Annotated in this window: 22 protein-coding genes; 12 read left to right on the forward strand and 10 right to left on the reverse strand. The window is 56.7% G+C overall.

The genetic code is table 11. From position 1 onward, the window contains the following. Position 1 precedes the first annotated feature (1 nt). The 7 genes from ftsQ to mutT all read left to right on the forward strand — a co-directional run bounded on the left by ftsQ (position 2) and on the right by mutT (position 8,362). Positions 2-832 (forward strand): cell division protein FtsQ, encoded by an 831-nt coding sequence (gene ftsQ, locus KHQ26_RS09935; protein ID WP_002888624.1) that lies wholly within the window; start codon positions 2-4, stop codon positions 830-832. Continuing rightward, the gene (gene ftsA, locus KHQ26_RS09940; RefSeq protein ID WP_002888625.1) at positions 829-2,091 is read left to right on the forward strand and encodes a cell division protein FtsA; all 1,263 of its coding nucleotides are present in this window, start codon (positions 829-831) and stop codon (positions 2,089-2,091) included. Before ftsQ ends, ftsA begins: the two co-directional genes overlap by 4 nt. 62 nt (positions 2,092-2,153) lie before the next feature. Further along, entirely contained in the window at positions 2,154-3,305 is a 1,152-nt protein-coding gene (ftsZ, locus tag KHQ26_RS09945) for a cell division protein FtsZ (protein ID WP_002888628.1), read from the forward strand. A gap of 100 nt (positions 3,306-3,405) precedes the next feature. Beyond that, positions 3,406-4,323 carry a UDP-3-O-acyl-N-acetylglucosamine deacetylase gene (lpxC, locus tag KHQ26_RS09950; RefSeq protein ID WP_002888632.1) on the forward strand — a complete coding sequence of 306 codons (918 nt, stop codon included), beginning with the start codon at positions 3,406-3,408 and terminating at the stop codon, positions 4,321-4,323. A 322-nt stretch (positions 4,324-4,645) separates the two neighbouring features. Continuing rightward, entirely contained in the window at positions 4,646-5,143 is a 498-nt protein-coding gene (secM, locus tag KHQ26_RS09955) for a secA translation cis-regulator SecM (RefSeq protein ID WP_002888635.1), read from the forward strand. A 62-nt stretch (positions 5,144-5,205) separates the two neighbouring features. Beyond that, on the forward strand, positions 5,206-7,911 hold the full coding sequence (gene secA / locus KHQ26_RS09960) for a preprotein translocase subunit SecA (protein ID WP_020805137.1): 2,706 nt from the start codon (positions 5,206-5,208) through the stop codon (positions 7,909-7,911). Between the two features lie 58 nt (positions 7,912-7,969). Beyond that, positions 7,970-8,362: an 8-oxo-dGTP diphosphatase MutT gene (gene mutT, locus KHQ26_RS09965; protein ID WP_004145942.1), complete on the forward strand. Its 393-nt coding sequence runs from the start codon at positions 7,970-7,972 to the stop codon at positions 8,360-8,362. A 52-nt stretch (positions 8,363-8,414) separates the two neighbouring features. Here mutT and yacG read toward each other — a convergent pair whose 3' ends face one another. Genes yacG through coaE form a run of 3 tightly spaced genes read right to left on the reverse strand, consistent with a single transcriptional unit; the run spans position 8,415 to position 9,982 of the window. Further along, a complete protein-coding gene (yacG, locus tag KHQ26_RS09970; protein ID WP_002888644.1) occupies positions 8,415-8,609 on the reverse strand; it encodes a DNA gyrase inhibitor YacG in 195 nt (64 codons plus the stop codon). Between the two features lie 9 nt (positions 8,610-8,618). Then, positions 8,619-9,362 (reverse strand): cell division protein ZapD, encoded by a 744-nt coding sequence (gene zapD, locus KHQ26_RS09975; protein ID WP_004178596.1) that lies wholly within the window; start codon positions 9,360-9,362, stop codon positions 8,619-8,621. Next, the gene (coaE, locus tag KHQ26_RS09980) at positions 9,362-9,982 is read right to left on the reverse strand and encodes a dephospho-CoA kinase (RefSeq protein ID WP_029496935.1); all 621 of its coding nucleotides are present in this window, start codon (positions 9,980-9,982) and stop codon (positions 9,362-9,364) included. Before coaE ends, zapD begins: the two co-directional genes overlap by 1 nt. A 343-nt stretch (positions 9,983-10,325) precedes the next feature. On the opposite strand from coaE, the gene KHQ26_RS09985 reads away from it, so the two are divergent. Next, positions 10,326-11,369, forward strand: coding sequence for a GMP reductase (locus tag KHQ26_RS09985; RefSeq protein WP_004145938.1), 1,044 nt, complete (start codon positions 10,326-10,328; stop codon positions 11,367-11,369). Between the two features lie 36 nt (positions 11,370-11,405). On the opposite strand, the gene hofC is transcribed toward KHQ26_RS09985, so the two are convergent. The 4 genes from hofC to nadC all read right to left on the reverse strand — a co-directional run bounded on the left by hofC (position 11,406) and on the right by nadC (position 15,503). After that, positions 11,406-12,611: a protein transport protein HofC gene (gene hofC / locus KHQ26_RS09990; RefSeq protein WP_020805126.1), complete on the reverse strand. Its 1,206-nt coding sequence runs from the start codon at positions 12,609-12,611 to the stop codon at positions 11,406-11,408. Beyond that, entirely contained in the window at positions 12,601-13,986 is a 1,386-nt protein-coding gene (gene gspE / locus KHQ26_RS09995; RefSeq protein ID WP_020805134.1) for a type II secretion system protein GspE, read from the reverse strand. Before gspE ends, hofC begins: the two co-directional genes overlap by 11 nt. Positions 13,987-13,996: 10 nt before the next feature. Then, complete coding sequence (gene ppdD / locus KHQ26_RS10000; RefSeq protein ID WP_002888683.1) at positions 13,997-14,428, reverse strand: prepilin peptidase-dependent pilin; 432 nt, start codon at positions 14,426-14,428, stop codon at positions 13,997-13,999. Between the two features lie 181 nt (positions 14,429-14,609). Next, entirely contained in the window at positions 14,610-15,503 is an 894-nt protein-coding gene (gene nadC / locus KHQ26_RS10005; RefSeq protein ID WP_002888684.1) for a carboxylating nicotinate-nucleotide diphosphorylase, read from the reverse strand. A 133-nt stretch (positions 15,504-15,636) separates the two neighbouring features. Here nadC and ampD point away from each other — a divergent pair, with 133 nt between their 5' ends. Together ampD and ampE are read left to right on the forward strand one after the other, a co-directional pair. After that, on the forward strand, positions 15,637-16,200 hold the full coding sequence (gene ampD / locus KHQ26_RS10010) for a 1,6-anhydro-N-acetylmuramyl-L-alanine amidase AmpD (protein ID WP_002888692.1): 564 nt from the start codon (positions 15,637-15,639) through the stop codon (positions 16,198-16,200). After that, entirely contained in the window at positions 16,197-17,051 is an 855-nt protein-coding gene (ampE, locus tag KHQ26_RS10015) for a beta-lactamase regulator AmpE (RefSeq protein ID WP_004177406.1), read from the forward strand. The genes ampD and ampE overlap by 4 nt, the downstream gene beginning before the upstream one ends. Positions 17,052-17,286: 235 nt before the next feature. On the opposite strand, the gene KHQ26_RS10020 is transcribed toward ampE, so the two are convergent. From KHQ26_RS10020 to aroP, 3 genes are all read right to left on the reverse strand, one after another. Next, positions 17,287-18,237 carry a family 43 glycosylhydrolase gene (locus KHQ26_RS10020; RefSeq protein WP_004177405.1) on the reverse strand — a complete coding sequence of 317 codons (951 nt, stop codon included), beginning with the start codon at positions 18,235-18,237 and terminating at the stop codon, positions 17,287-17,289. Further along, positions 18,237-19,643, reverse strand: coding sequence for a glycoside-pentoside-hexuronide (GPH):cation symporter (locus KHQ26_RS10025; RefSeq protein WP_004145929.1), 1,407 nt, complete (start codon positions 19,641-19,643; stop codon positions 18,237-18,239). Before KHQ26_RS10025 ends, KHQ26_RS10020 begins: the two co-directional genes overlap by 1 nt. Before the next feature lie 184 nt (positions 19,644-19,827). Beyond that, positions 19,828-21,198 carry an aromatic amino acid transporter AroP gene (gene aroP / locus KHQ26_RS10030; protein WP_004147090.1) on the reverse strand — a complete coding sequence of 457 codons (1,371 nt, stop codon included), beginning with the start codon at positions 21,196-21,198 and terminating at the stop codon, positions 19,828-19,830. 642 nt (positions 21,199-21,840) lie between these two features. Here aroP and pdhR point away from each other — a divergent pair. Continuing rightward, positions 21,841-22,620 (forward strand): pyruvate dehydrogenase complex transcriptional repressor PdhR, encoded by a 780-nt coding sequence (gene pdhR / locus KHQ26_RS10035; RefSeq protein ID WP_002888699.1) that lies wholly within the window; start codon positions 21,841-21,843, stop codon positions 22,618-22,620. 136 nt (positions 22,621-22,756) lie between these two features. Next, the gene (gene aceE / locus KHQ26_RS10040; protein WP_002888700.1) at positions 22,757-25,420 is read left to right on the forward strand and encodes a pyruvate dehydrogenase (acetyl-transferring), homodimeric type; all 2,664 of its coding nucleotides are present in this window, start codon (positions 22,757-22,759) and stop codon (positions 25,418-25,420) included. The last annotated feature ends 5 nt before the right edge of the window (positions 25,421-25,425 follow it).

The raw sequence follows: 25,425 nt of genomic DNA on the forward strand, positions 1-25,425 counted from the left end.
TATGTCGCAGGCTGCGCTGAATACGCGGAACCATGAAGAAGAGGCTTCTTCTTCGCGTCGGAGTAATGGAACGCGGCTGGCAGGGATCGTTTTCCTGCTGGCGGTGCTGTTTACCGTGCTGGTCAGCGGGTGGATGGTTCTTGGCTGGATGGAAGATGCGCAGCGCTTACCGCTGTCGAAGATGGTGGTGACCGGCGAGCGTCACTATACGCGCAATGATGACATCCGTCAGGCGATCCTGGCGCTGGGTTCGCCGGGTACCTTTATGACTCAGGATGTGAACATCATCCAGAGCCAGATTGAACGTCTGCCGTGGATTAAGCAGGCGAGCGTCCGAAAGCAGTGGCCCGATGAATTGAAGATTCATCTGGTTGAATATGTGCCGATTGCGCGCTGGAATGATCAACATATGGTGGATGCAGAAGGAAATGCCTTCAGCGTGCCGGCGGATCGCACCAGCAAACAGAATTTACCGATGTTATACGGTCCCGAAGGCAGCGAGAACGAAGTGCTGCAGGGGTATCGTGACATGGGGCAGGTGCTGGCAAAGGATAAATTCACGTTGAAAGTGGCGGCGATGACCGCCCGTCGCTCCTGGCAGTTGACGCTTAATAATGACATCAAGCTCAACCTTGGCCGTGGCGATACCATGAAACGGCTTCAGCGCTTTATGGAACTCTACCCGGTTCTTCAGCAGCAGGCGCAGACCGACGGCAAACGGATTAGCTACGTTGATTTGCGTTATGACTCGGGTGCGGCAGTGGGCTGGGTACCTGCTCCCGCAGAGGAAACTAATCAACAACAGAATCAGGCACAGGCAGAACAACAATGATCAAGGCGACGGACAGAAAACTGGTAGTTGGACTGGAGATTGGCACCGCCAAGGTGGCCGCTTTAGTAGGGGAAGTTCTGCCCGACGGCATGATCAATATCATCGGCGTGGGCAGTTGCCCATCGCGTGGTATGGATAAAGGCGGTGTGAACGACCTCGAGTCGGTGGTGAAATGCGTACAGCGCGCCATCGACCAGGCCGAACTGATGGCGGATTGCCAGATTTCATCAGTTTATTTGGCACTTTCGGGTAAACATATAAGCTGTCAGAATGAAATCGGGATGGTACCGATTTCGGAAGAAGAAGTGACGCAGGACGACGTCGAGAACGTGGTCCACACCGCGAAGTCGGTTCGCGTTCGCGATGAACATCGTGTCCTGCACGTGATTCCGCAGGAATATGCTATCGACTACCAGGAAGGGATTAAAAACCCGGTAGGGCTGTCCGGCGTGCGTATGCAGGCGAAGGTGCATCTGATCACCTGCCATAACGATATGGCAAAAAACATTGTTAAAGCAGTGGAACGTTGTGGTCTGAAAGTTGACCAACTTATTTTCGCCGGGTTAGCGGCCAGTTATTCGGTATTAACAGAAGACGAACGTGAGCTGGGCGTCTGCGTTGTGGATATCGGCGGTGGTACAATGGATATCGCCGTCTACACCGGCGGCGCATTGCGTCACACCAAAGTGATCCCGTATGCCGGTAACGTGGTGACCAGCGATATCGCCTATGCCTTCGGTACGCCGCCGAGCGATGCCGAAGCCATCAAGGTTCGTCACGGATGCGCATTGGGTTCCATCGTCGGTAAAGACGAAAACGTCGAAGTACCGAGCGTTGGTGGACGTCCTCCGCGTAGCCTGCAGCGTCAGACGTTGGCAGAGGTGATTGAACCGCGCTATACCGAGCTGCTTAACCTGGTCAATGAAGAGATCCTGCAGCTGCAGGAACAGCTCCGCCAGCAGGGTGTTAAACATCATCTGGCGGCGGGGATTGTGTTAACCGGCGGCGCGGCGCAAATTGAAGGTCTGGCGGCCTGTGCGCAGCGCGTGTTCCATACTCAGGTGCGCATTGGCGCGCCGCTGAACATCACCGGTTTAACCGACTATGCCCAGGAGCCGTATTATTCAACGGCGGTGGGGCTGCTGCACTACGGAAAAGAGTCACATCTCAGTGGTGAAGCGGAAGTAGAAAAACGCGTGACGGCCTCAGTGGGCTCGTGGATTAAGCGACTCAACAGCTGGCTGCGAAAAGAGTTTTAATTTTTTAAGAGAACGCAGACAATTAGCGTTCTCAGGCGACAGGCACAAGACGGAGAGAAACTATGTTTGAACCTATGGAACTGACCAACGACGCGGTGATTAAAGTCATCGGCGTCGGTGGCGGCGGCGGTAACGCCGTTGAACACATGGTGCGCGAGCGCATTGAGGGTGTTGAATTCTTCGCGGTAAACACCGATGCGCAGGCGCTGCGTAAGACGGCGGTTGGCCAGACTATCCAGATCGGTAGCGGTATTACCAAAGGTCTGGGCGCGGGCGCGAACCCGGAAGTCGGCCGTAACGCGGCTGATGAAGACCGTGAAGCGCTGCGCGCAGCCCTTGATGGCGCAGACATGGTGTTCATCGCGGCAGGCATGGGCGGCGGTACCGGTACCGGCGCGGCGCCCGTAGTCGCGGAAGTGGCGAAGGATCTGGGGATCCTCACCGTTGCGGTGGTCACTAAGCCGTTTAATTTTGAAGGTAAGAAGCGCATGGCGTTCGCTGAGCAGGGGATCACCGAGCTGTCCAAGCACGTTGACTCACTGATCACCATCCCGAACGACAAGCTGCTGAAGGTCCTGGGTCGTGGAATTTCCCTGCTCGACGCATTCGGCGCGGCAAACGACGTCCTGAAAGGCGCGGTGCAGGGTATCGCCGAACTGATCACCCGTCCGGGTCTGATGAACGTCGACTTCGCGGACGTCCGTACCGTGATGTCTGAAATGGGCTACGCGATGATGGGCTCCGGGGTGGCGAGCGGTGAAGACCGTGCGGAAGAAGCGGCTGAAATGGCTATCTCTTCTCCGCTGCTGGAAGATATCGACCTGTCAGGCGCGCGCGGCGTGCTGGTCAACATTACTGCGGGCTTCGACCTGCGTCTGGACGAGTTCGAAACTGTGGGTAACACCATCCGTGCTTTTGCCTCGGATAATGCGACCGTGGTTATCGGTACCTCTCTGGACCCGGATATGAACGACGAGCTGCGAGTGACCGTAGTGGCGACCGGTATTGGCATGGATAAGCGTCCGGAAATCACCCTGGTAACCAACAAGCAGGTTCAGCAGCCGGTGATGGATCGTTACCAGCAGCATGGTATGTCGCCGCTGACGCAAGAGCAGAAGCCGGCAGCCAAAGTGGTGAACGACAATACGCCGCAAACCGCGAAAGAGCCGGATTATCTGGATATCCCAGCCTTCCTGCGTAAGCAAGCCGATTAAGAATCGACTGGAAGTTGGGCATCTGCGCTCTTTGTGCTAAACTGGCCTCCCGATAGTGGTGTACACTTCGGTTGGATAGGTAAATTGGCGAGATTATACGATGATCAAACAAAGGACTCTTAAACGTATCGTTCAGGCGACTGGCGTCGGTTTGCATACCGGCAAGAAAGTCACACTGACGTTACGCCCTGCGCCGGCAAATACCGGGGTCATCTATCGTCGCACCGACTTGAATCCACCGGTAGATTTTCCGGCTGATGCCAAATCTGTGCGTGATACCATGCTCTGTACTTGCCTGGTTAATGAGCATGACGTGCGGATTTCTACGGTTGAACACCTGAACGCCGCATTGGCTGGCTTGGGTATCGACAACATTATTGTTGAAGTCGATGCGCCGGAAATCCCGATTATGGACGGCAGTGCGGCTCCGTTCGTTTATCTGTTGCTGGACGCCGGCATTGATGAACTGAACTGCGCCAAGAAATTTGTACGTATCAAAGAGACGGTTCGCGTCGAAGATGGCGACAAATGGGCTGAATTCAAACCGTACAATGGTTTTTCGCTGGACTTCACCATCGATTTTAACCATCCAGCGATTGATGCCAGCACCCAGCGCTATACGCTGAACTTCTCGGCCGATGCGTTCATGCGTCAGATTAGCCGTGCGCGTACCTTCGGTTTTATGCGCGATATCGAATATCTGCAGTCCCGCGGCCTGTGCCTGGGCGGCAGCTTCGATTGTGCCATCGTTGTTGACGATTATCGCGTACTGAACGAAGACGGTCTGCGCTTTGAAGACGAATTTGTTCGCCACAAAATGCTGGATGCGATCGGTGACCTGTTTATGTGTGGTCACAACATTATCGGCGCATTCACGGCGTACAAATCGGGTCACGCGTTGAACAACAAACTGCTGCAGGCGGTTCTGGCAAAACAGGAAGCCTGGGAGTATGTGACCTTCGAAGACGACGCAAAACTGCCAATGGCGTTCCGCGCACCGTCGATGGTTCTGGCGTAAGCCTGACCATCCAGTAAATTCGACTGGTAACCTGGTACTCTCTCCGACCAGGGAGCCAGTCGTTTTTCTTTTATAGCACCCCCCAGTTATTTTCGCTGCGATCCCTGGATAATACTTAGCGTGCGTTCGCTGCTTTATTAAGCGTTTTCGCCGGGCAATCGCCTTCATTCATGCTGCCTCAGGCCGGTATTAATGTTAGTATTTGAGCGCAAAATTATTTCTCAGGGTTGCTTTACCACGTGGACATCAGGTTGTCCTGCGAAAAACATCAATAAAGAGACAGCCTGAACGACGACGGGTCTAGCAAAGAAAGGTAATGAACGTGAGTGGATTGCTGACGCGCTGGCGACAGTTTGGCAGACGGTATTTTTGGCCGCATCTCCTGTTGGGGATGGTCGCGGCCAGCCTCGGCCTGCCTGCGCTAAGCAACGGTCACGAGACCGCGGCGCCAGCGAAGGCGACCGCCAGCAATCACAATCCGAGCAAGGTTAATTTCTCTCAGCTGGCGCTGCTGGAGACGAATCGCCGGCCCAGCTTTACCGTCGACTACTGGCATCAGCACGCCATTCGCACCGTTATTCGTCATCTCTCCTTCGCCATGGCGCCGCAGGCGCTGCCGGTGGCGGAAGAAACTTCCCCGCTGCAGGCTCAGCATCTGGCGCTGCTCGACACCCTCAGCGCGCTGCTGACGCAGGACAGCACGCCGCCGGTGGTGATCCGCCAGGCGGGTTACATCCCTTCTTCATATTCTGCCTTCCGCGTCAGCGCCTGGATAAGCCAGGTGGCGGGGATCCGCGCAGGGCCTCAACGTCTCAGCTGAAAATAACCACGGACCATCCTATTTTTTGTGACTCCGCACCGCGGGGCGTTTGAGATTTTATTATGCTTATCAAAATGTTAACCAAGGTTTTCGGCAGCCGTAACGACCGTACGCTGCGTCGTATGCGCAAAGTCGTCAATATCATCAACGGCATGGAACCGGCGATGGAAAAGCTCTCTGATGACGAGCTGAAAGCGAAAACCACTGAATTCCGCGCGCGCCTGGAAAAAGGCGAAACGCTGGAAAGCCTGATCCCTGAAGCTTTCGCCGTCGTTCGCGAAGCCAGTAAGCGCGTATTCGGCATGCGCCACTTCGACGTCCAGCTGCTGGGCGGTATGGTGCTTAACGATCGCTGCATCGCCGAGATGCGTACCGGTGAAGGTAAAACCCTGACCGCGACCCTGCCGGCGTACCTCAACGCGCTAACCGGCAAAGGCGTTCACGTAGTGACCGTCAACGACTATCTGGCCCAGCGTGACGCCGAAAATAACCGCCCGCTGTTTGAATTCCTGGGCATGACAGTTGGCATCAACATGTCCGGCCTGCCGGCGCCGGCGAAGCGTGAAGCTTACGCTGCCGATATCACCTATGGCACCAACAACGAATACGGCTTCGACTACCTGCGCGACAACATGGCCTTCAGCCCGGAAGAGCGCGTTCAGCGTAAACTGCACTATGCGCTGGTGGATGAGGTGGACTCCATCCTGATCGATGAGGCGCGTACGCCGCTGATCATTTCCGGCCCGGCGGAAGACAGCTCTGAAATGTACCGCAAGGTAAACAAAATCATCCCGCATCTGATCCGCCAGGAAAAAGAGGATTCGGATACTTTCACTGGCGAAGGCCACTTCTCGGTGGATGAAAAAGCGCGTCAGGTTAACCTGACCGAACGTGGTCTGGTGCTGATTGAAGAGCTGCTGGTACAGGAAGGCATTATGGATGAAGGTGAGTCCCTGTACTCTCCAACCAACATTATGCTGATGCACCACGTTACCGCCGCGCTGCGCGCCCATGCGCTGTTCACCCGCGACGTTGACTACATTGTCAAAGATGGCGAAGTTATCATCGTCGATGAGCACACTGGCCGTACGATGCAGGGCCGCCGCTGGTCCGATGGTCTGCACCAGGCCGTTGAGGCCAAAGAGGGCGTGGAGATCCAAAACGAGAACCAGACTCTGGCCTCTATCACCTTCCAGAACTACTTCCGTCTGTACGAGAAGCTGGCGGGGATGACCGGTACAGCCGATACCGAAGCCTTTGAATTCAGCTCTATCTATAAGCTGGATACCGTGGTTGTACCGACCAACCGTCCGATGATCCGTAAAGACATGGCGGATCTGGTCTATATGACCGAAGCGGAAAAAATTCAGGCAATTATCGAAGATATCAAAACTCGTACCGCTGCCGGTCAGCCGGTGCTGGTGGGGACTATCTCGATCGAAAAATCTGAAGTGGTTTCCCGCGAACTGACTAAAGCCGGCATCAAGCACAACGTCCTGAACGCCAAATTCCACGCCAGCGAGGCGGATATCGTCGCCCAGGCGGGCTACCCTTCCGCGGTGACCATCGCCACCAACATGGCGGGTCGTGGTACCGATATTATGCTCGGCGGTAGCTGGCAGGCGGAAGTCGCTGCGCTGGAAAACCCAACGCCAGAGCAGATTGAGAAAATCAAAGCCGACTGGCAGGTACGCCACGATGCGGTACTGGCCGCAGGCGGTCTGCACATCATCGGTACCGAGCGTCATGAATCTCGCCGTATCGATAACCAGCTGCGCGGCCGTGCTGGTCGTCAGGGGGATGCCGGTTCTTCCCGCTTCTACCTGTCAATGGAAGATGCCCTGATGCGTATCTTCGCCTCCGATCGCGTGTCTGGCATGATGCGTAAACTGGGAATGAAACCAGGTGAGGCGATTGAGCACCCGTGGGTCACCAAGGCGATCGCCAACGCCCAGCGTAAAGTGGAAAGCCGTAACTTCGATATCCGTAAGCAGCTGCTGGAATATGATGATGTGGCCAACGACCAGCGCCGGGCGATCTACACCCAGCGTAACGAGCTGCTGGACGTGTCTGACGTCAGCGAAACCATCAACAGCATCCGCGAAGACGTCTTTAAGGCGACGATCGATGCCCATATTCCGCCGCAGTCGCTGGAGGAGATGTGGGATATCGAAGGTCTGCAGGAGCGTCTGAAAAACGACTTCGACCTCGACCTGCCAATCAAAGAGTGGCTGGATAAAGAGCCGGAGCTGCATGAAGAGACCCTGCGCGAACGTATTCTGCAGAGCGCGGTAGAAACCTACCAGCGTAAAGAAGAAGTGGTCGGCGCCGAGATGATGCGCCACTTCGAGAAAGGCGTGATGCTGCAGACTCTGGATTCGCTGTGGAAAGAGCACCTGGCGGCGATGGATTACCTGCGCCAGGGTATCCACCTGCGCGGCTATGCGCAGAAAGATCCGAAGCAGGAGTACAAGCGCGAATCGTTCTCGATGTTTGCCGCGATGCTGGAGTCACTGAAGTATGAAGTGATCAGCACCCTGAGCAAAGTCCAGGTGCGGATGCCGGAAGAAGTCGAGGCGATGGAACAGCAGCGTCGTGAAGAGGCCGAGCGCCTGGCGCAGATGCAGCAGCTCAGCCATCAGAGCGATGATGAAGCCGCAGCCCAGGATCTGGCGGCGCAAACCGGCGAACGTAAAGTGGGCCGTAACGATCCGTGCCCGTGCGGCTCCGGCAAAAAGTACAAACAGTGCCACGGCCGTCTGAGCTAAGGTCTGATAAAACAAACAAAGGCGCAGAGTTCTGCGCCTTTTTTATGGAGCGCATTCAATGAAAAAACTGCAAATCGCCGTCGGGATAATTCGCAATCCGCAAGGCGAAATCTTTATTACCCAGCGCGCCGCCGATGCCCATATGGCGAATAAGCTGGAGTTCCCGGGCGGGAAGATTGAATCTGATGAGACGCCTGAGCAGGCGCTAATCCGCGAACTGCAGGAGGAGGTTGGGATTACGGTCACCACCTCTTCGCTCTTTGATAAGCTGGAGTATCAGTTCCCCGATCGCCATATTACGCTGTGGTTTTTCCTCGTGGAAAGTTGGCAAGGCGAGCCGTGGGGTAAAGAAGGGCAGCCGGGTCGGTGGATGGCGGGACCAACGTTGGATCCGGCGGCGTTTCCTCCGGCGAATGAACCGGTTATCAGCAAACTTATCGCCCAGGGCTGAGCCCCGGGGCGCGAGGCTAACCCGCCAGGCGCCGGGTTAGCTTGCCATCAAATCAGGGTTGCTGCTCGCTCCAGTCATCGCTATCGGAGAGATCCCCCGCGCTGGGGATGCGCTTCTCTTCCGCTGCCCATTCTCCCAGATCGATCAGTTGGCAGCGCTTGCTGCAGAACGGACGAAACGGACTCTGCTCGCCCCACACCACAGTTTTGCCGCAGGTCGGGCAGTTGACGATAGTCTCTTCTGACATGTTATCTCCTTAACAGCAGGCCAGTTCAAAATCAAAGCGCTCCGGCACGATCCCATATTCACTGTCCAGCGCCAGGAAACGGATGGCGAAACGGCTCTTATGGCCGGAAATTTGCGGATAAAGCTGGTGAGCCAGATCGAGACGCAGGCGCAGCAGATCGGCATCTTCGCCATTATCCTGATAAAAGCCGTTGAGGCTGGTCTGTTTGCGGAACAGCGCGGAGTTGCGGATAAGATCGAGGATCAGGCTCAGGGACTGGACCAGCGGATCGAGGCTGGCAAGCCAGCTGGCCACCTGCTCGTCGCGATGCGCCTGTGGCATATGGAGCCAGATATGCAGGGTCGGTAAATCGAAGCTGCAGCAGCCGCCAGGAATACTCAGGCGCTGACGCACCAGCGCAATCAGGCGATCTTCACGCAGAAACTGACCAATGCGCGGCGCGGCCATCAGGGTGCTGGAGGACTGCTTCAACTGGTGGCGCAGCTCGTTAATGCGCTCCTGATCGACGCCCGGCACTTCTGCCCATGACTGGAGCTTACGCTGCTGGCGTTCCAGCTCTTTAACCAGGTCAGTGCGCACCTCGCCGCGCTCCAGGACATCCAGCAGATCGCCGGCGTTACGGAAAAAATGGAGCGCATCGGCATGGCTGGCAATCTGCGGACGGAAAGCCATCTGCTGGATCAGAAATTCGATGCGCAGCCAGGTGCGCATTTTCTCATTAAGAGGATGTTCAAACAGAACGGGGGTATGCATTACGAGTTTTCCTGTGAGGCGGCCTGCGATGCCAGCGTTAAATACTTTTCGTGCAGGCGGGCAACATCCGATGCCACTGCATCCGGCGTGCCAGTGTTTTCAATAACATCGTCCGCGACGGCCAGGCGCTGCTGGCGCGTGGCCTGGGCGGCAAGAATATGTTCAGCATGTTCGCGACTGACCTTATCGCGCAGCATGGTGCGTTCGATTTGCGTCTCTTTCGGCACATCGACGACCAGTACGCGATCGGCCAGACTGGACAGGTGGTTTTCGACCAGCAAAGGTACGACCCAGAGGAGATAAGGGGAGGTGGCGGCCTGCATCTGGCGGCGCGTTTCCTGCTGAATCAGCGGGTGCAACAGCGCATTGAGCCAGGCTTTTTCCTCCACGTGAGCAAAAATTTTTTCCCGCAGCAGGCGGCGGTTCAGCGTGCCGTCGGGGGCAATCATCTGTGGTCCAAAGTGGCCGACAATGGCCTGGAGCGCCGGGGTACCGGGCTCGACCACCTGACGGGCGATAACATCGGCATCGATAACCTTAACTCCAAGCTGCGCGAAGGCGTCGGCGACCGTACTTTTACCGCTGCCGATCCCGCCTGTTAACGCGACTGTGTACCCCATATCTTCTGACCCTGAAACGGATTGCTCGTATTTTTTGCAGGCAGACAGCGATGACTGGCAGCGCGCCGGGGAGGCGACAGTGAGCATGTCGTGAGGGCCCCGCGCCAACCGGGATCGCCGTCCGCTATACTGTTTGTTTTAATCAAGCAAATCAAATGGTTAAAAACAATACTCCGGCAGGGGAAGGCATAGGCGCCTTTTTCTCCATTCACCAGGTAAATTTATACGATTGTAGCGTAAAAAAAGTGAAAATCGCAGTCTTGCGCGGGCCTGATTCACGCGTATGATAACGTCACTGGAGTTGTGCTCTCACATTCATGCCATTAACCCCAGGAATTCGCACATGCGTATTGAAGAAGATCTGAAGCTTGGTTTCAAAGACGTTCTTATCCGCCCGAAACGCTCTACCCTCAAAAGCCGTTCTGATGTTGAGCTGGAACGTGAATTCACCTTTAAACATTCAGGCCTGACCTGGTCCGGCGTGCCGATTATTGCGGCTAACATGGATACCGTCGGCACCTTCAGCATGGCTAAAGCGCTGGCCACTTTTGGTATTCTGACCGCGGTACATAAGCACTACACCGCTGAAGAATGGCTGGCGTTTACCCAGGGCGCATCCGCAGACGTACTCAAGCATGTGATGGTTTCCACCGGCACGTCCGATGCGGATTTCGAAAAAACCCAGCAGATCCTCTCTCAGAACCCACAGCTGAATTTTGTGTGTATCGACGTCGCCAACGGCTACTCTGAGCACTTTGTACAGTTCGTGGCGAAGGCGCGCGAAGCCTGGCCGCAAAAAACTATCATCGCCGGGAACGTGGTCACCGGTGAAATGTGCGAAGAGCTGATCCTCTCCGGCGCCGATATCGTCAAAGTTGGCATCGGCCCGGGATCCGTCTGCACCACCCGCGTTAAGACCGGGGTCGGCTATCCGCAGCTCTCCGCCGTGATTGAGTGTGCCGATGCGGCGCACGGCCTTGGCGGCCAGATCATCAGCGACGGCGGTTGCACCATGCCGGGCGATGTGGCGAAAGCCTTCGGCGGCGGCGCTGATTTCGTGATGCTTGGCGGCATGCTGGCGGGCCATGAAGAGAGCGGCGGAACCATCGTTGAAGAAAACGGAGAGAAATTCATGCTGTTCTACGGCATGAGCTCCGAGTCGGCGATGACCCGCCATGTGGGCGGTGTCGCGAAATACCGCGCGGCGGAAGGCAAAACCGTTAAGCTGCCTTTGCGTGGACCGGTGGAGAATACCGCACGTGATATTCTCGGCGGCCTGCGTTCTGCCTGCACCTACGTTGGCGCCTCGCGTCTGAAAGAGCTGACCAAGCGTACGACCTTTATCCGCGTTCAGGAACAAGAGAACCGGGTATTCAATAGCCTGTAATCGGCTGCACTGGCGCCTGCGCGGCGCCAGTGTTTCTCATCCTCCCGCCCCGCCAATGGCATCGCCCAGGTGAAAAACGGGCAAATACATTGCCACCACCAGAATCCCGACCAGCGAGCCGGTTATCACCAGCATCATGGGTTCAAGATGCGCAGCCAGACTATCGGCTCGCTGATAGGTTTGCTCGCGATGGTGATGCGCCAGGTTTTCCAGCATCTGATCCAGCGCTCCCGCGCTTTCCCCCGTGCGGATGAGCTGCAGGCACAGCGGTGTAAAACCGCCGCAGCGGCTTAACGCCTGCCAAATCGGCTCCCCCTGAACGATCAGCGCGCGGGCCTGCGCCAGACGCTGGCGCCATAGCGGGCACGACAGGGACTCTTCAACGCTTTGCAGCCCCTGCAGAAAGCTAATACCGGCGCTTTGGGTTAACGCCAGGATGGTGAAGATCAGGCTCAGCTGTTGTCCGCCGATCAGGGAGCCAATGAGAGGGAGCGCGTTAAGCAACCGCTGGCGGCGCAGCAACCAGTCGCTGCGCCGCCGGATCAGCTGGTTGAGCAGCAGCGGGCTCAGCAGCGAGGCCAGCAGCAGCGGCCAGCCGCGACTTAGCATGTCGCCTGCCGCAACGACCATCCGCGTCAATAGCGGTAGCGGCGTACTGAACGTCTGGTAGATGGCGGTGAACTCGGGCAGGACAAAATAGAGCATCCCCAGCACCACCAACAGCGCCAGAGAGAGCACGATCAGCGGGTAGCGCAGCGCTTTTTTGACTTTGCTGGCGAGCCGCTGCTGCTCCTGCTGCTGATTCGCCAACTGCAGGCAGCAGATATCGAGCTTGCCCGTCAGTTCGCCGGTGCTAATCATCGCCAGATATAGGGGCGGAAAAGCCTGGGGCCACTGCGCCAGCGCGGCAGAGAACGCCACGCCCTGGGCCAGCTCGCGGCCCAGCGCCTCAAGCAGCGCCTGCCACTGGGCATGCGACTGCTGCTGCGCCAGCAGCGATAACCCTTCCGCCAGCGGCAGGCCGGCCTGCAGCAGGGACGCCAGCTGGCGGATCGTTTCGCAACTGTAGCGCGGGTGCCAGAGGCTCTGCTTCACCGCACAGCGGCGTACGGCCAGCGGTATGACTCGCTGCTGTTGAAGGTGCTGCAGGACCTCCAGACGCTTGGTTTGCCATAGCATCCCCTGACAGGGGGCGCCCTGCACATCAATACCGCGCCAGCGCCAGAGACGCTTAGTCGCCATGGGGGATCCCCAGCACCCGCACCACCTCTTCGAGGCTGGTCAATCCCTGTTCGATAGCCTGACAGCCGCTTTCAAAAAGCGTCATCATCCCTGCGGCTCGCGCCAGAGATTCAATCTCAATGGCGTTAAGTCCCTGGACTATCCCCTGGCGTAGCCCGGGGGTAACAGGCAGCACTTCGAACAGCGCCAGCCGGCCGTAATATCCGTGGTAACAATGTTCGCAGCCCGCTGCCTGCCAGCGTGGCAGCGGGCGGGGCCACAGGCTGTGCGGCAGGTCGGCGGCGCTGCCGGCATTACGCCGACAGTGGGGACACAGCTTGCGGACCAGACGCTGGGCGATGACCAGCGAGAGCGCAGAGGAAATCATCCAGCGGGCGATGCCCATTTGCTGCAGGCGGGTCAGGGTTTCGCTGGTGGAATTGGTGTGCAGGGTGGATAGCACCAGATGACCGGTCTGGGCGGCTTTGAGCGCGATTTCAGCGGTCTCGGCATCGCGGATCTCGCCCACCATGACAATATCCGGATCCTGGCGTAACAGGGCGCGCAGCACACTGTGAAAAGTGAGTCCGGCGCGGGGATTGATTTGCGTCTGGTTCATCCCGGCGATGGGGATCTCCAGTGGATCCTCCACGCTACAGATATTCACTTGCTCACGGTTTCTGGCCTGCAGGGCGCTGTAGAGGGTCACCGTTTTCCCGCTTCCGGTTGGGCCGGTGACCAGCAGCAGACCCTGCGGCTGGTTCAGCGCCTGGCGAAAGGCCGCCAGCTGGGAGGATGAGAGTCCGAGTGCTTCCAGATCCAGCGCCTGGTCAACCTGATGCAGAAGGCGCAGGACAATCTTTTCGCCATAGCGGCAGGGCAGAGTGGCGATGCGAAAAGAGAGCGGTCGTCCCGCAAGATTCAGCGCGAACTGGCCATCCTGCGGTAAACGGTGCTCGGCGATATCGAGACTGGCCAGGACCTTGAGTCGCGCGATAACCGGTGCGGCCAGTTCGGGAGCCAGCAACGGTAGGGCGTGAAGGACGCCATCGACCCGCAGGCGGATGCGTAAGTGCGTTTCCGTGGGCTCGATATGAATATCAGACGCCCGCTGACGCAAGGCCTGTTCGAGGATCTGGTTGACCCGTTCGGCGATATTTTCCGGCCCGTCGTTCTGCGCCAGTTGCGCCTGCTTTTCCTGGGCCTGCAGACGCTTATCCATCTGCTCCTGGCTCCAGCATTCAATGTCGATCCGCTTTTGCGTCGCGAAGCGTAGCGCCTCCATCAACTCCGCCGGCGGGGTATTAACCACCGCAATAGAGATTGTCTGTTCATCGCTATTCAGCAGCATGGCGTGGTAGCGACGGCAGAGGGGGATCAGCTGTTCTGTTTTCATGCATTAGCCCTCACTTCACCCGGAAAACGTCTTCGCAGGCCTGCTGAAGCGCGCTATTGCCGGTGATGGTGCAGACGCGCTGCCAGCCGGTGACGCCCTCGGCATTGTCCCAGGTCGGCGTCAGGGTGACCCCCAGTCCGTTCAGACTCTCCTGACCGGTGAGGGTGACGACCCCTTTGGCCACGCTCATGGCGGAGAGGTAGCGCGTGGTTGTCGGCGAGGGAATGCCGTTGCTGCCGCCGTCGCATGGCGTTAGGCCGCCATGATCGAGCGCGCAAAGTTCGATGGCTGTCCGGTAAGGGACAAAGGTCTGCAGCAGGTCGGTGAGGGCGGCTTTACGCAGGTAGTTCTGGTAGGCCGGGATGCCGATGGCGCTAAGAATGGCGATGATTCCGATAACCACCATCAGTTCAATCAGGGTAAAACCTCGTTGTTTATCCATAAGTCGCTCCTTGTTGTGACAGGAGCACTGTGAAGGGATTGAGGGGCGCAGGCGAGGGGGCGAAAACGATCCGGGAAAGCGGGTTCCAGGGTTTTTATCTGGATTTCATGGTGAGCACGGGCGACTGCGAGGCGGGCCGCAAATTCAGGCCTTCACGCCCGGAAGCGTGAAGGCCTGTTGCTCAGCGGAAGCGCATCGACAGGTCGAGCGCCTGCACATGTTTGGTCAGGGCGCCGACGGAAATATAGTCGACGCCGGTATCGGCGAATTCGCGGATGGTGTCAAAGGTAACGTTGCCGGAGACCTCCAGCGCCGCCTGGCCTGCGGTAATTTTCACCGCCTCGCGCATCAGGTCGGTGGTGAAGTTATCGAGCATAATGATATCGGCCCCGGCTTTTAACGCCTGCTCCAGTTCATCCAGGGTTTCCACTTCCACTTCCACCGGCACATCAGGATGCAGCCAGAACGCCTTTTCCACTGCCTGACGGATCGATCCGGAGGCGATAATGTGGTTTTCTTTAATCAGGAACGCGTCGAACAGGCCCAGTCGATGGTTGGCGCCGCCGCCGCAGAGTACCGCGTATTTCAGCGCGGTACGCAGCCCTGGCAGCGTTTTGCGCGTATCCAGCAGTTGGGTTTTGGTGCCGGCGAGCAGGTCAACATAGCGACGGACGACGCTGGCGACGCCGGAGAGGGTTTGCACAAAGTTCAGCGCCGTGCGTTCGCCGGTGAGGAGAATACGCGACGGGCCTTCCAATTCGAACAGCGGCTGGTCGGCTTTGACCGCATCGCCGTCGGCCACGTGCCAGGTGATATTCACATCGTCACCGGCGAGCTGAATAAAGACCTCTTCCACCCAGCGTTTGCCACAGAAGACGCCATCTTCACGAGTAATGACCACCGCATGGGAGCGTGCATCCTGCGGCAATAATTGCGCGCTAATATCGTTGTTGGCGTCGACTTCGCCGCCCAGATCTTCCCGCAGGGAGTGTGCGACAGCATCGGTAATATCGAGATTAATACGTTCCAGCAGCACGTCACGGCGGCGGTCGGGGTTGTAACGACGAGGCGACATGATAAAGCTCCAGATAGATAAGATTCAGAAGTGGGAAACATGCTAACCTGAACGACGTTTCAGTACCATACACACTTCATCCTTTGGGCCGGCGTGTGGCCCGGAAGCATGAGTTCGCGAAAGGAGATCCCGCATGCAGTTGAACGAGGGGTGGTTGGTCGGCGCGCGTCGGGTTCCCTCGCCGCACCATGACTGCCGTCCGGATGAAGAGACCCCTTCCTTACTGGTGGTGCATAACATTAGCCTGCCACCGGGGGAATTTGGTGGTCCGTGGATTGATGCGCTGTTCACTGGTACCCTGGATCCGCACGCGCATCCTTTCTTTGCCGAGATTGCTCATCTGCGCGTTTCGGCGCATTGTCTGATTCGCCGTGATGGCGAAATCGTGCAGTATGTGCCTTTCGATAAGCGGGCGTGGCATGCGGGCGTCTCCTGTTATCAGGGACGCGAACGCTGCAATGACTTTTCCATCGGCATAGAGCTGGAAGGCACCGATACTCTGGCGTATACCGACGCGCAGTACCGGCAGCTGGCGGCGGTGACGGATCTGCTGATCGCGCTTTATCCGGCTATCGCCGAAAACATTGCGGGCCACAGCGATATCGCGCCCGTGCGGAAAACCGATCCAGGACCGGCCTTTGACTGGATAAAATACCGTGCGCTGCTCAGCGCCCCGTCAGAAAAGGAGACCTCATGACGCTGTTTACGACGCTGTTGGTGCTTATCGCCGAACGGCTGTTTAAGCTGGGCGAACACTGGCAGCTTGATCATCGGCTGGAGGTGGCGTTTCGCCGGATAAAACATTTCTCGTTACCGGGCACGCTGCTGATGACGCTGGTGGCCGTCGCGGTCGTGTATATCATTCAGCGTCTGCTGCAGGGGCAGCTGTTTAACATACCGCTGCTGGTGTTCTGGATTTTACTGGGCCTGCTATGCATTGGCGCCGGCAAAGTTCGGCTGCACTACCATGCCTATCTGAAAGCGGCGTCGCGCAATGACAGTCGCGCCTGCGATGCCATGGCCAGCGAGCTGACGCTTATTCACGGCGTGCCGCCGGGCTGTGATGAGCGTGAGTACCTTAGCGAACTGCAAAATGCGCTGCTGTGGATTAACTATCGATACTATCTGGCGCCGCTTTTCTGGTTTGTCGTGGGGGGCGCCTGGGGCCCGCTGACGCTTATCGCCTACAGCGTACTGCGCGCCTGGCAGACATGGCTGGCGCGCTACCAGACGCCGCACCACCGGTTGCAGTCCGGGATCGATGGTATCCTGCATATTGTGGACTGGCTGCCGGTGCGTCTGGTGGGGGTGGTCTATGCCCTGGTGGGCCATGGTGAAAAAGCGCTCCCGGCGTGGTTTGCTTCGCTGGGCGACCGCCATTCGTCGCAGTATCAGGTGTTGACCCGCCTGGCGCAGTATTCCCTGGCCCGTGAGCCGCACGTGGATAAAGTAGCGACGCCGAAGGCTGCGGTATCGATGGCTAAGAAGACTTCGCTGGTGGTAGTGGTGATTATGGCGCTGCTGACGATTTACGGTACCCTGGTTTAACGGCCTGAGCCCGCGCGCTGCCTGCCACGATGTACGTACCTGCGGGGCTTTTGTTGCCTGATGGCGCTGCGCTTATCCGGCCTGGCGAGTCACCCGCAGGCTCACGTCACGTAGGCCCGGCAAGCAACAGCGCCGCCGGGCGATATATCAGACGCCGTGCTGGTCATGTTGCCGGGTGGCGGCTTCGCCTGACCCGGCCTGGAGAACCCGCGCCAGCGGGTAACATTCCGAACCGCTACAGCGTATCCGCCGGTGGAATACCGAAGTCGGGCATCCCGTCTTCCCGCCAGCTGACCAGCTTTAACCGCGTATGGCGATTGGGATCATACAGCGGGTCGCCTTCTATCTCGGTGTAATTCCGCGCGTGATACACCAGCACATCTTCCCCTTCCGGCGTTTGGGTAAAACTATTATGACCTGGGCCATACTGGCGGTTTTCATAGCTGGTGCGGAACACCGGCTGCGGAGCTTTATGCCAGTTTGCCGGCTGCAGCGGATCGGCCTGCCGGTCGATCCATAACAACCCCATGCAGTAGTTTTCATCGGTGGCGCTGGCGGAATAGCTGATAAATAGCTTATCGCCATGCATCAGTACCGCAGGCCCTTCGTTGACCTTAAATCCCCGGCACTCCCAGTCGAACTCCGGCTTGCTCAGCATGACCGGCTCGCCTTTTAACGTCCACGGGTTAGCCATTTCGGCGAGATACAGGTTTGAGTTGCCTTCGATATGCGGGGATTTTTGCGCCCACAGATACCAGCGTTTCCCCTGATGGGTAAAAGTGGTGGCATCGAGGGCGAAGGTATCGAAAGGCGTGACCACCTGGCCTTTTTCCTGCCAGCGGCCGGTCAGCGGATCGCTGTCAGCGCACTCGAGAACGAACATGCGATGCTGGAACATCCCCAGCGCATCCAGATCGTGAGTATGGGTGGCGGCAAAATAGATATACCACTTACCGTCTATTTCATGCAGCTCCGGCGCCCAAATCAGCTGGCTCATCGGCCCGCTTTGCGGCGCGCGCCAAACCACGACCGGCTCAGCATCGCGTAATCCTTCAAGGGTTACCGCGCGCCGGATCTCCAGCCGGTCGTATTCCGGCACCGAGGCAATAAAGTAGTAGTGGCTAAGATGGCGCAGGATAAAGGGGTCTGCACGCTGTTCAATAAAGGGGTTTGGCCAGTTGTTCATCAGGCTTTCCTTACGTGTTCACTGGTTTTCAGTTCCTGGTATTCGTTCAGCTCGCTGTAGTTGCTGCGGCGCTTCTCCAGATCGCTCTGAATCTGGCGCATCAGGGTACGGTCAACCTTCAGCAGGCGCACCACGCCGGCGGTGATCAGATAGCCGACGCCGGGAATGACTGAGAATAGCAGCACGATACCGTTCAGCGCGGAGGCGCTTTGCGCTTTCGCGCCGGCGTCGTAGCCGTACCATGACAGCAGGAAACCGACCATTGCCCCGGCGACCGCCAGGCCGACCTTGAGGAAGAACAGATTACCGGAGAAGCTGATACCGGTGATGCGCTTGCCGGTTTTCCATTCGCCGTAGTCATCAACGTCGGACATTAGCGACCAGTGTAGCGGGGAAGGGATTTGATGCAGAATGTTGAGCAGGAAGTAGAGCACCATAATCAGCGTGGTGGCGTGTGGATTAAAGAAATAGAAGGCGCAGGAGAACACGGCCAGCACGATATTGGTCCAGAAGAAAACCTGCAGTTTGCACCAGCGGTCGGTCAGGACTTTCGCCAGCATGCTGCCAATCATCATCCCAACTACGCCGAGGCTGATAAACAGGGTGGCAAAATGGGTGCTTTGTCCCATCACCCAGGTGACGTAGTACATGGTGGCGGCCATGCGGATAAAGCCCGGACAGACGTTGCACAGCGTGAGCAGCAGGATGCGCACCCACTGGTCATTTTTCCAGACGTCTTTCAGATCTTTTTTCAGTTCGTCATTCGTCTGCACCGCCGGGCGGATACGTTCGCGCACGGTGGCGAAGCAGAACAGGAACATACACATACCGATAAAAGCCAGCACGGTCATCGCCATCTGGTAGCCCTTCGCTTTATCGGCGCCGCCGAACCAGTCGGCCATTGGCAGCAGCGTCAATGACAGCAGGAGCGTGGCGATACCCACCATGACGAAACGATAAGACTGGCAGGCAACACGCTCTTTCGGATCGGCGGTCATCACCGTTCCCAGCGAGCAGTAGGGAATATTAATCGCGGTATAGGTAATCGACAGCAGAAAGTAGGTCACAAACGCATAGATGACTTTGCTATTGTAGGTCCACTCAGGAGTGGTGAACATCAGGACGCTGAACAGGGCGTAGGGGAAGGCGATCCACAGCAGCCATGGACGAAAGCGACCATATTTACTACGGGTGCGGTCGGCAAGAGCGCCCATGATAGGGTCGGTTACCGCATCGATGACTCGCACCGAGAGCAGAAGTACGCCGACCAGCGCCGGCGCCAGTCCGAATATATCAGTGTAAAAATAGTTCACAAACAGCATGATGGCGCCAAAGATAATATTGCATCCGGCATCACCCATCCCGTAACCAATCTTTTCTCTTATTGAAAGCGTGTTCTCTGCCATGTGCGGTCTCTCCGTTGCAGTATGGAGAGAATTATTGGCTGCGGTTGGCAGAAATACGTTGCAGGAACTCGTTGACGATATGGATAAATAAGCTATGGAGGGGAAAGTGTGAAGCAGATAACAATGCTCTGCGCCCATTATTCAGGGGAGGGCGCAGAGCAAAGTGAAGTATTGATGAGATGTATTATTGTGCTTTTATGGTGGCGGCGGCTTTCTCTTTAAACAGGTAGCCCACGCCCAGCACCGCAATCCATACCGGGATCAGCCAGACGGAAATCGCCATCCCCGGGGTCATCAGCATAATCACCAGCACCGCCGCCATAAACAGCAGGCACAGCCAGTTGCCCAGCGGATAGAAGAGGGCCGGGAAACGCGTGACCACGCCCTGCTGCTTTTTGGCGCGACGGAATTTCATATGCGCGAGGCTGATCATCGCCCAGTTGATGACCAGGGCTGAGACCACCAGCGCCATCAGCAGACCGAAAGCAGATTCAGGCGCCAGGTAGTTGATCAGCACGCACAGCGCAGTGACCAGGGCCGAGACGAGAATGGTATTCACCGGCACGCCGCGTTTGTCGACGCTGAGCAGCGCTTTTGGCGCGTTGCCCTGCTGAGCAAGGCCGAACAGCATACGGCTGTTGCAGTACACGCAGCTGTTATAAACCGACAGTGCTGCCGTCAGCACCACCACGTTCAGAGCGTTTGCCACCAGCGTATCGCCAAGTTCATGGAAGATCAGGACGAACGGACTGGTGTCCGCGGTGACGCGGGTCCACGGCAGCAGGGAGAGCAGCACCGCCAGCGAACCAACATAGAAGATCAGAATACGGTAAATAACCTGATTGGTGGCTTTAGGAATGCTTTGCTCCGGATTATCCGCTTCCGCGGCGGTGATCCCCACCAGCTCCAGGCCGCCAAAGGAGAACATGATGATCGCCATCATCATCACCAGCCCGTAAAAGCCGTGCGGCAGGAAGCCCCCCTGGTCCCACAGGTTACGTACCGTCGCCTGCGGGCCGCCGTTGCCGCTGAACAGCAGCCAGCCGCCGAACAAAATCATCGCCACTACGGCGACCACTTTGATAATCGCGAACCAGAATTCCATTTCACCGAACACTTTGACATTGGTCAGGTTAATGGCGTTGATGGCGATGAAGAAGACCGCCGCCGAGGCCCAGGTAGGGATTTCCGGCCACCAGAACTGGATATATTTGCCAACGGCGGTCAGTTCCGCCATGGCCACCAGGACATACAGTACCCAGTAGTTCCAGCCGGAGGCGAAGCCGGCAAAACCGCCCCAGTATTTGTAAGCAAAGTGGCTAAATGAGCCGGCCACCGGCTCTTCCACCACCATTTCGCCCAGCTGACGCATGATCAGGAAAGCGATAAAACCGGCGATAGCGTAACCAAGAATGATACCCGGGCCGGCGGACTGAATGACGGACGCGCTCCCCAGAAACAGGCCGGTGCCGATAGCCCCGCCCAGCGCGATGAGCTGAATGTGACGGTTTTTCAGGCCGCGCTTCAGCCGATCGCCGTGCTGTTGACCTTCCATATGAAACCTCGTGTGTGTTATTTTTTGTGTACGTCATCCGTCAGGTTGCTGCTTCACTGCTGTCCCTGCCTGAAAGCATAGCCAGCGAAAATTTGGGCGAAGTGGCCCACTTTTTACCTGAGTGATGGCGCGCACATATTGTTGTGTTTGTGTATTCAGGAACTTCCGTTTCTGTATTGTTTTGTTTACGGAAGGCTGTGTGGTAATTCCGAAAAAGGCCTTTCGTCTCCGGCAGAATAGTGGTAAGCGCGTTTGAATGCACCTGCTTTATGAAGGGATGATGACGATGTGTCTAAAAAGACATCAATAGTCACAATCTGTCGTATTTTGATGCATGCTGCTTTGTCATTATTTATTCACTGTAAATGACTCTGTATTCATTTATTGCAGCGTTGAATCGGTTCAGAAAGCGTAATTTTTCGTTTCTATAAAGTTAAGGCTACCTCTTTGTGAGTAAACGTAACATTTGTGCAAGGTTACATTTCTGAAATGTTATTTCTGTAAGGTTGTTAAAATGTCCCGGGTTTACTGATTTCAATCAAAACCTGTATGGACAGAAGGTGAATACTTTGTTACTTTAGCGCTACGAACTTTAAATTGGTAAGACCAATTGACTCCGGGCTAATGGCAGAGACAGGGAATATGGCCTACAGCAAAATCCGCCAACCAAAATTATCCGATGTGATAGAGCAGCAGCTGGAGTTTCTGATTCTTGAGGGGACCTTGCGCCCCGGTGAAAAACTCCCGCCAGAACGCGAACTGGCTAAACAGTTCGACGTTTCCCGCCCCTCGCTGCGTGAGGCGATTCAACGCCTCGAAGCCAAGGGCTTGTTGCTTCGTCGTCAGGGAGGTGGAACGTTTGTTCAGAGCCGCCTGTGGCAGAGCTTCAGCGATCCGCTGGTTGAGCTGCTGTCCGATCACCCTGAATCCCAATTCGATCTGCTTGAGACCCGTCACGCGCTGGAAGGCATCGCGGCCTATTACGCGGCGCTGCGCAGCAATGATGAGGATCGCGACCGTATCCGTGAGCTGCATCAGGCTATTGAACGCGCTCAGCAGTCGGGCGATTTGGACGCTGAGTCCGGCGCCGTCGTCCAGTATCAAATCGCCGTCACCGAGGCGGCACACAATGTGGTGTTGCTTCATCTGCTAAGGTGTATGGAGCCGATGTTGGCGCAAAACGTGCGTCAGAACTTTGAATTGCTGTATGCCCGGCGGGAAATGCTCCCGTTGGTCAGCAACCATCGCACTCGCATTTTCGAGGCGATAATGGCCGGGGAGCCGGAGCAGGCGCGTGAAGCGTCGCACCGTCACCTGGCGTTCATTGAGGAAATTTTGCTGGATCGTAGTCGTGAGCAGAGCCGTCGAGAGCGCTCACTGCGTCGTTTACAGCAACGAAAGGACGAGAACTCCGGTTCTTAAGCGCCATTTTTAGAGCGCGGCAACTAAACGCAGAACCTGTCTTATTGAATTTTTGGTTGTTCCAGCGTGAAGAACGGAGAGTTCAATGGGACAGGTTCCAGATTAATCAACGATTAGATAGATAAGGAATACCCCCATGTCAGAACGTTTACACAATGACGTGGATCCGATCGAAACTCGCGACTGGCTACAGGCGATCGAATCGGTCATCCGTGAAGAAGGTGTTGAGCGCGCTCAGTATCTGATTGACCAACTCCTTTCTGAAGCCCGTAAAGGCGGAGTGAAGGTTGCTGCAGGCGCTTCCGCCGGCAACTACGTCAACACTATTGCCGTTGAAGATGAGCCGGAATACCCGGGCAATCTGGATCTGGAACGTCGCATTCGTTCTGCGATTCGCTGGAACGCCATCATGACCGTTCTGCGCGCGTCGAAAAAAGATCTCGAACTGGGCGGCCACATGGCGTCCTATCAGTCTTCCGCGACCTTCTACGAAGTCTGCTTCAACCACTTCTTCCGTGCGCGCACTGAGAAAGATGGCGGCGATCTGGTGTACTTCCAGGGTCACATCTCTCCGGGCGTATATGCACGTGCGTTCCTGGAAGGCCGTCTGACCGAAGAGCAGATGGACAACTTCCGCCAGGAAGTTCACGGCAAGGGTCTGTCCTCTTATCCGCACCCGAAACTGATGCCGGAATTCTGGCAGTTCCCGACCGTATCCATGGGTCTGGGGCCGTTGGGCGCTATCTATCAGGCCAAATTCCTGAAATATCTGGAACACCGCGGTCTGAAAGACACCTCCGAACAAACCGTTTACGCCTTCCTGGGCGACGGCGAGATGGATGAGCCGGAATCAAAAGGCGCTATCACCATCGCCACCCGTGAAAAACTGGACAACCTGGTCTTCGTCATCAACTGCAACCTGCAGCGTCTGGACGGCCCGGTCACCGGTAACGGCAAAATCATTAACGAACTGGAAGGCATCTTCGGTGGTGCTGGCTGGAACGTTATCAAGGTTATCTGGGGCGGCCGTTGGGATGAGCTGCTGCGTAAAGACACCAGCGGTAAGCTGATTCAGCTGATGAACGAAACCGTTGACGGCGACTACCAGACCTTCAAATCCAAAGACGGCGCTTACGTTCGTGAGCACTTCTTCGGCAAATATCCGGAAACCGCTGCCCTGGTCGCTGACTGGACTGACGAGCAGATCTGGGCTCTGAACCGCGGTGGTCACGATCCGAAGAAAGTCTACGCTGCATTGAAGAAAGCGCAGGAGACCAAAGGTCAGCCGACCGTGATCCTGGCGCATACCATTAAAGGTTATGGTATGGGCGATACCGCTGAAGGTAAGAACATCGCGCACCAGGTTAAGAAAATGAACATGGACGGTGTTCGCTACGTCCGCGATCGTTTCAATGTGCCGGTGGCGGATGCCGATCTCGAAAAACTGCCGTACGTAACCTTCCCGGAAGGTTCCGAAGAGCACACTTACCTGCACGCTCAGCGTCAGAAGCTGAACGGCTATCTGCCGACTCGTCAGCCGAAGTTCACTGAGAAACTCGAGCTGCCGACCCTGGCCGACTTCAGCGCGCTGCTGGAAGAGCAAAACAAAGAAATCTCTACCACTATCGCTTTCGTTCGCGCCCTGAACGTGATGCTGAAGAACAAGTCGATCAAAGATCGTCTGGTGCCGATCATCGCCGACGAAGCGCGTACCTTCGGTATGGAAGGTCTGTTCCGTCAGATCGGTATTTACAGCCCGAACGGCCAGCAGTATACCCCGCAGGACCGTGAGCAGGTTGCTTACTACAAAGAAGACGAGAAAGGCCAGATTCTGCAGGAAGGGATCAACGAGCTGGGCGCAGGCGCATCCTGGCTGGCTGCTGCGACCTCTTACAGCACCAACAACCTGCCGATGATCCCGTTCTACATCTACTACTCGATGTTCGGCTTCCAGCGTATCGGCGATCTGTGCTGGGCGGCTGGCGATCAGCAGGCTCGCGGCTTCCTGATTGGCGGGACTTCCGGTCGTACTACCCTGAACGGCGAAGGTCTGCAGCACGAAGATGGTCACAGCCACATTCAGTCGCTGACTATCCCGAACTGTATCTCTTACGACCCGGCGTACGCCTATGAAGTGGCTGTCATCATGCATGATGGTCTGGTCCGTATGTACGGCGAAGCGCAAGAGAACGTTTACTACTACATCACTACGCTGAACGAAAACTACCACATGCCGGCCATGCCGGAAGGCGCCGAGGAAGGTATCCGTAAAGGTATCTACAAACTCGAAACCATCGAAGGTAGCAAAGGTAAAGTTCAGCTGCTGGGCTCCGGTTCTATCCTGCGTCACGTGCGTGAAGCAGCGCAGATCCTGGCGAAAGACTACGGCGTGGGTTCCGACGTGTATAGCGTTACCTCCTTCACCGAACTGGCGCGTGATGGCCAGGATTGCGAACGCTGGAACATGCTGCACCCGCTGGAAACCCCGCGCGTGCCGTATATCGCTCAGGTAATGAACGACGCTCCGGCAGTGGCATCCACTGACTATATGAAACTGTTCGCTGAGCAGGTTCGTACTTACGTACCGGCTGATGATTACCGCGTACTGGGTACCGATGGCTTCGGTCGTTCCGACAGCCGTGAAAACCTGCGTCACCACTTCGAAGTCGATGCTTCCTATGTGGTCGTAGCAGCGCTGGGCGAACTGGCTAAACGTGGTGAAATCGATAAGAAAGTGGTGGCTGACGCTATCGCGAAATTCGACATCGATGCAGAAAAAGTTAACCCGCGTCTGGCGTAAGAGGT

The sequence above is a fragment of the Klebsiella sp. 10 genome (genome assembly GCF_018223925.1).
Lineage (GTDB): Bacteria > Pseudomonadota > Gammaproteobacteria > Enterobacterales > Enterobacteriaceae > Klebsiella > Klebsiella pneumoniae.

Excerpts from the sequence above, each read along its gene's own strand:
- ftsQ (WP_002888624.1), top strand. The coding sequence starts at position 2 with ATGTCGCAGGCTGCGCTGAATACGCGGAACCATGAAGAAGAGGCTTCT.
- ftsA (WP_002888625.1), top strand. The coding sequence starts at position 829 with ATGATCAAGGCGACGGACAGAAAACTGGTAGTTGGACTGGAGATTGGC.
- ftsZ (WP_002888628.1), top strand. The coding sequence starts at position 2,154 with ATGTTTGAACCTATGGAACTGACCAACGACGCGGTGATTAAAGTCATC.
- lpxC (WP_002888632.1), top strand. The coding sequence starts at position 3,406 with ATGATCAAACAAAGGACTCTTAAACGTATCGTTCAGGCGACTGGCGTC.
- secA (WP_020805137.1), top strand. The coding sequence starts at position 5,206 with ATGCTTATCAAAATGTTAACCAAGGTTTTCGGCAGCCGTAACGACCGT.
- mutT (WP_004145942.1), top strand. The coding sequence starts at position 7,970 with ATGAAAAAACTGCAAATCGCCGTCGGGATAATTCGCAATCCGCAAGGC.
- yacG (WP_002888644.1), bottom strand. The coding sequence starts at position 8,609 with ATGTCAGAAGAGACTATCGTCAACTGCCCGACCTGCGGCAAAACTGTG.
- zapD (WP_004178596.1), bottom strand. The coding sequence starts at position 9,362 with ATGCATACCCCCGTTCTGTTTGAACATCCTCTTAATGAGAAAATGCGC.
- coaE (WP_029496935.1), bottom strand. The coding sequence starts at position 9,982 with ATGGGGTACACAGTCGCGTTAACAGGCGGGATCGGCAGCGGTAAAAGT.
- KHQ26_RS09985 (WP_004145938.1), top strand. The coding sequence starts at position 10,326 with ATGCGTATTGAAGAAGATCTGAAGCTTGGTTTCAAAGACGTTCTTATC.
- hofC (WP_020805126.1), bottom strand. The coding sequence starts at position 12,611 with ATGGCGACTAAGCGTCTCTGGCGCTGGCGCGGTATTGATGTGCAGGGC.
- gspE (WP_020805134.1), bottom strand. The coding sequence starts at position 13,986 with ATGAAAACAGAACAGCTGATCCCCCTCTGCCGTCGCTACCACGCCATG.
- ppdD (WP_002888683.1), bottom strand. The coding sequence starts at position 14,428 with ATGGATAAACAACGAGGTTTTACCCTGATTGAACTGATGGTGGTTATC.
- nadC (WP_002888684.1), bottom strand. The coding sequence starts at position 15,503 with ATGTCGCCTCGTCGTTACAACCCCGACCGCCGCCGTGACGTGCTGCTG.
- ampD (WP_002888692.1), top strand. The coding sequence starts at position 15,637 with ATGCAGTTGAACGAGGGGTGGTTGGTCGGCGCGCGTCGGGTTCCCTCG.
- ampE (WP_004177406.1), top strand. The coding sequence starts at position 16,197 with ATGACGCTGTTTACGACGCTGTTGGTGCTTATCGCCGAACGGCTGTTT.
- KHQ26_RS10020 (WP_004177405.1), bottom strand. The coding sequence starts at position 18,237 with ATGAACAACTGGCCAAACCCCTTTATTGAACAGCGTGCAGACCCCTTT.
- KHQ26_RS10025 (WP_004145929.1), bottom strand. The coding sequence starts at position 19,643 with ATGGCAGAGAACACGCTTTCAATAAGAGAAAAGATTGGTTACGGGATG.
- aroP (WP_004147090.1), bottom strand. The coding sequence starts at position 21,198 with ATGGAAGGTCAACAGCACGGCGATCGGCTGAAGCGCGGCCTGAAAAAC.
- pdhR (WP_002888699.1), top strand. The coding sequence starts at position 21,841 with ATGGCCTACAGCAAAATCCGCCAACCAAAATTATCCGATGTGATAGAG.
- aceE (WP_002888700.1), top strand. The coding sequence starts at position 22,757 with ATGTCAGAACGTTTACACAATGACGTGGATCCGATCGAAACTCGCGAC.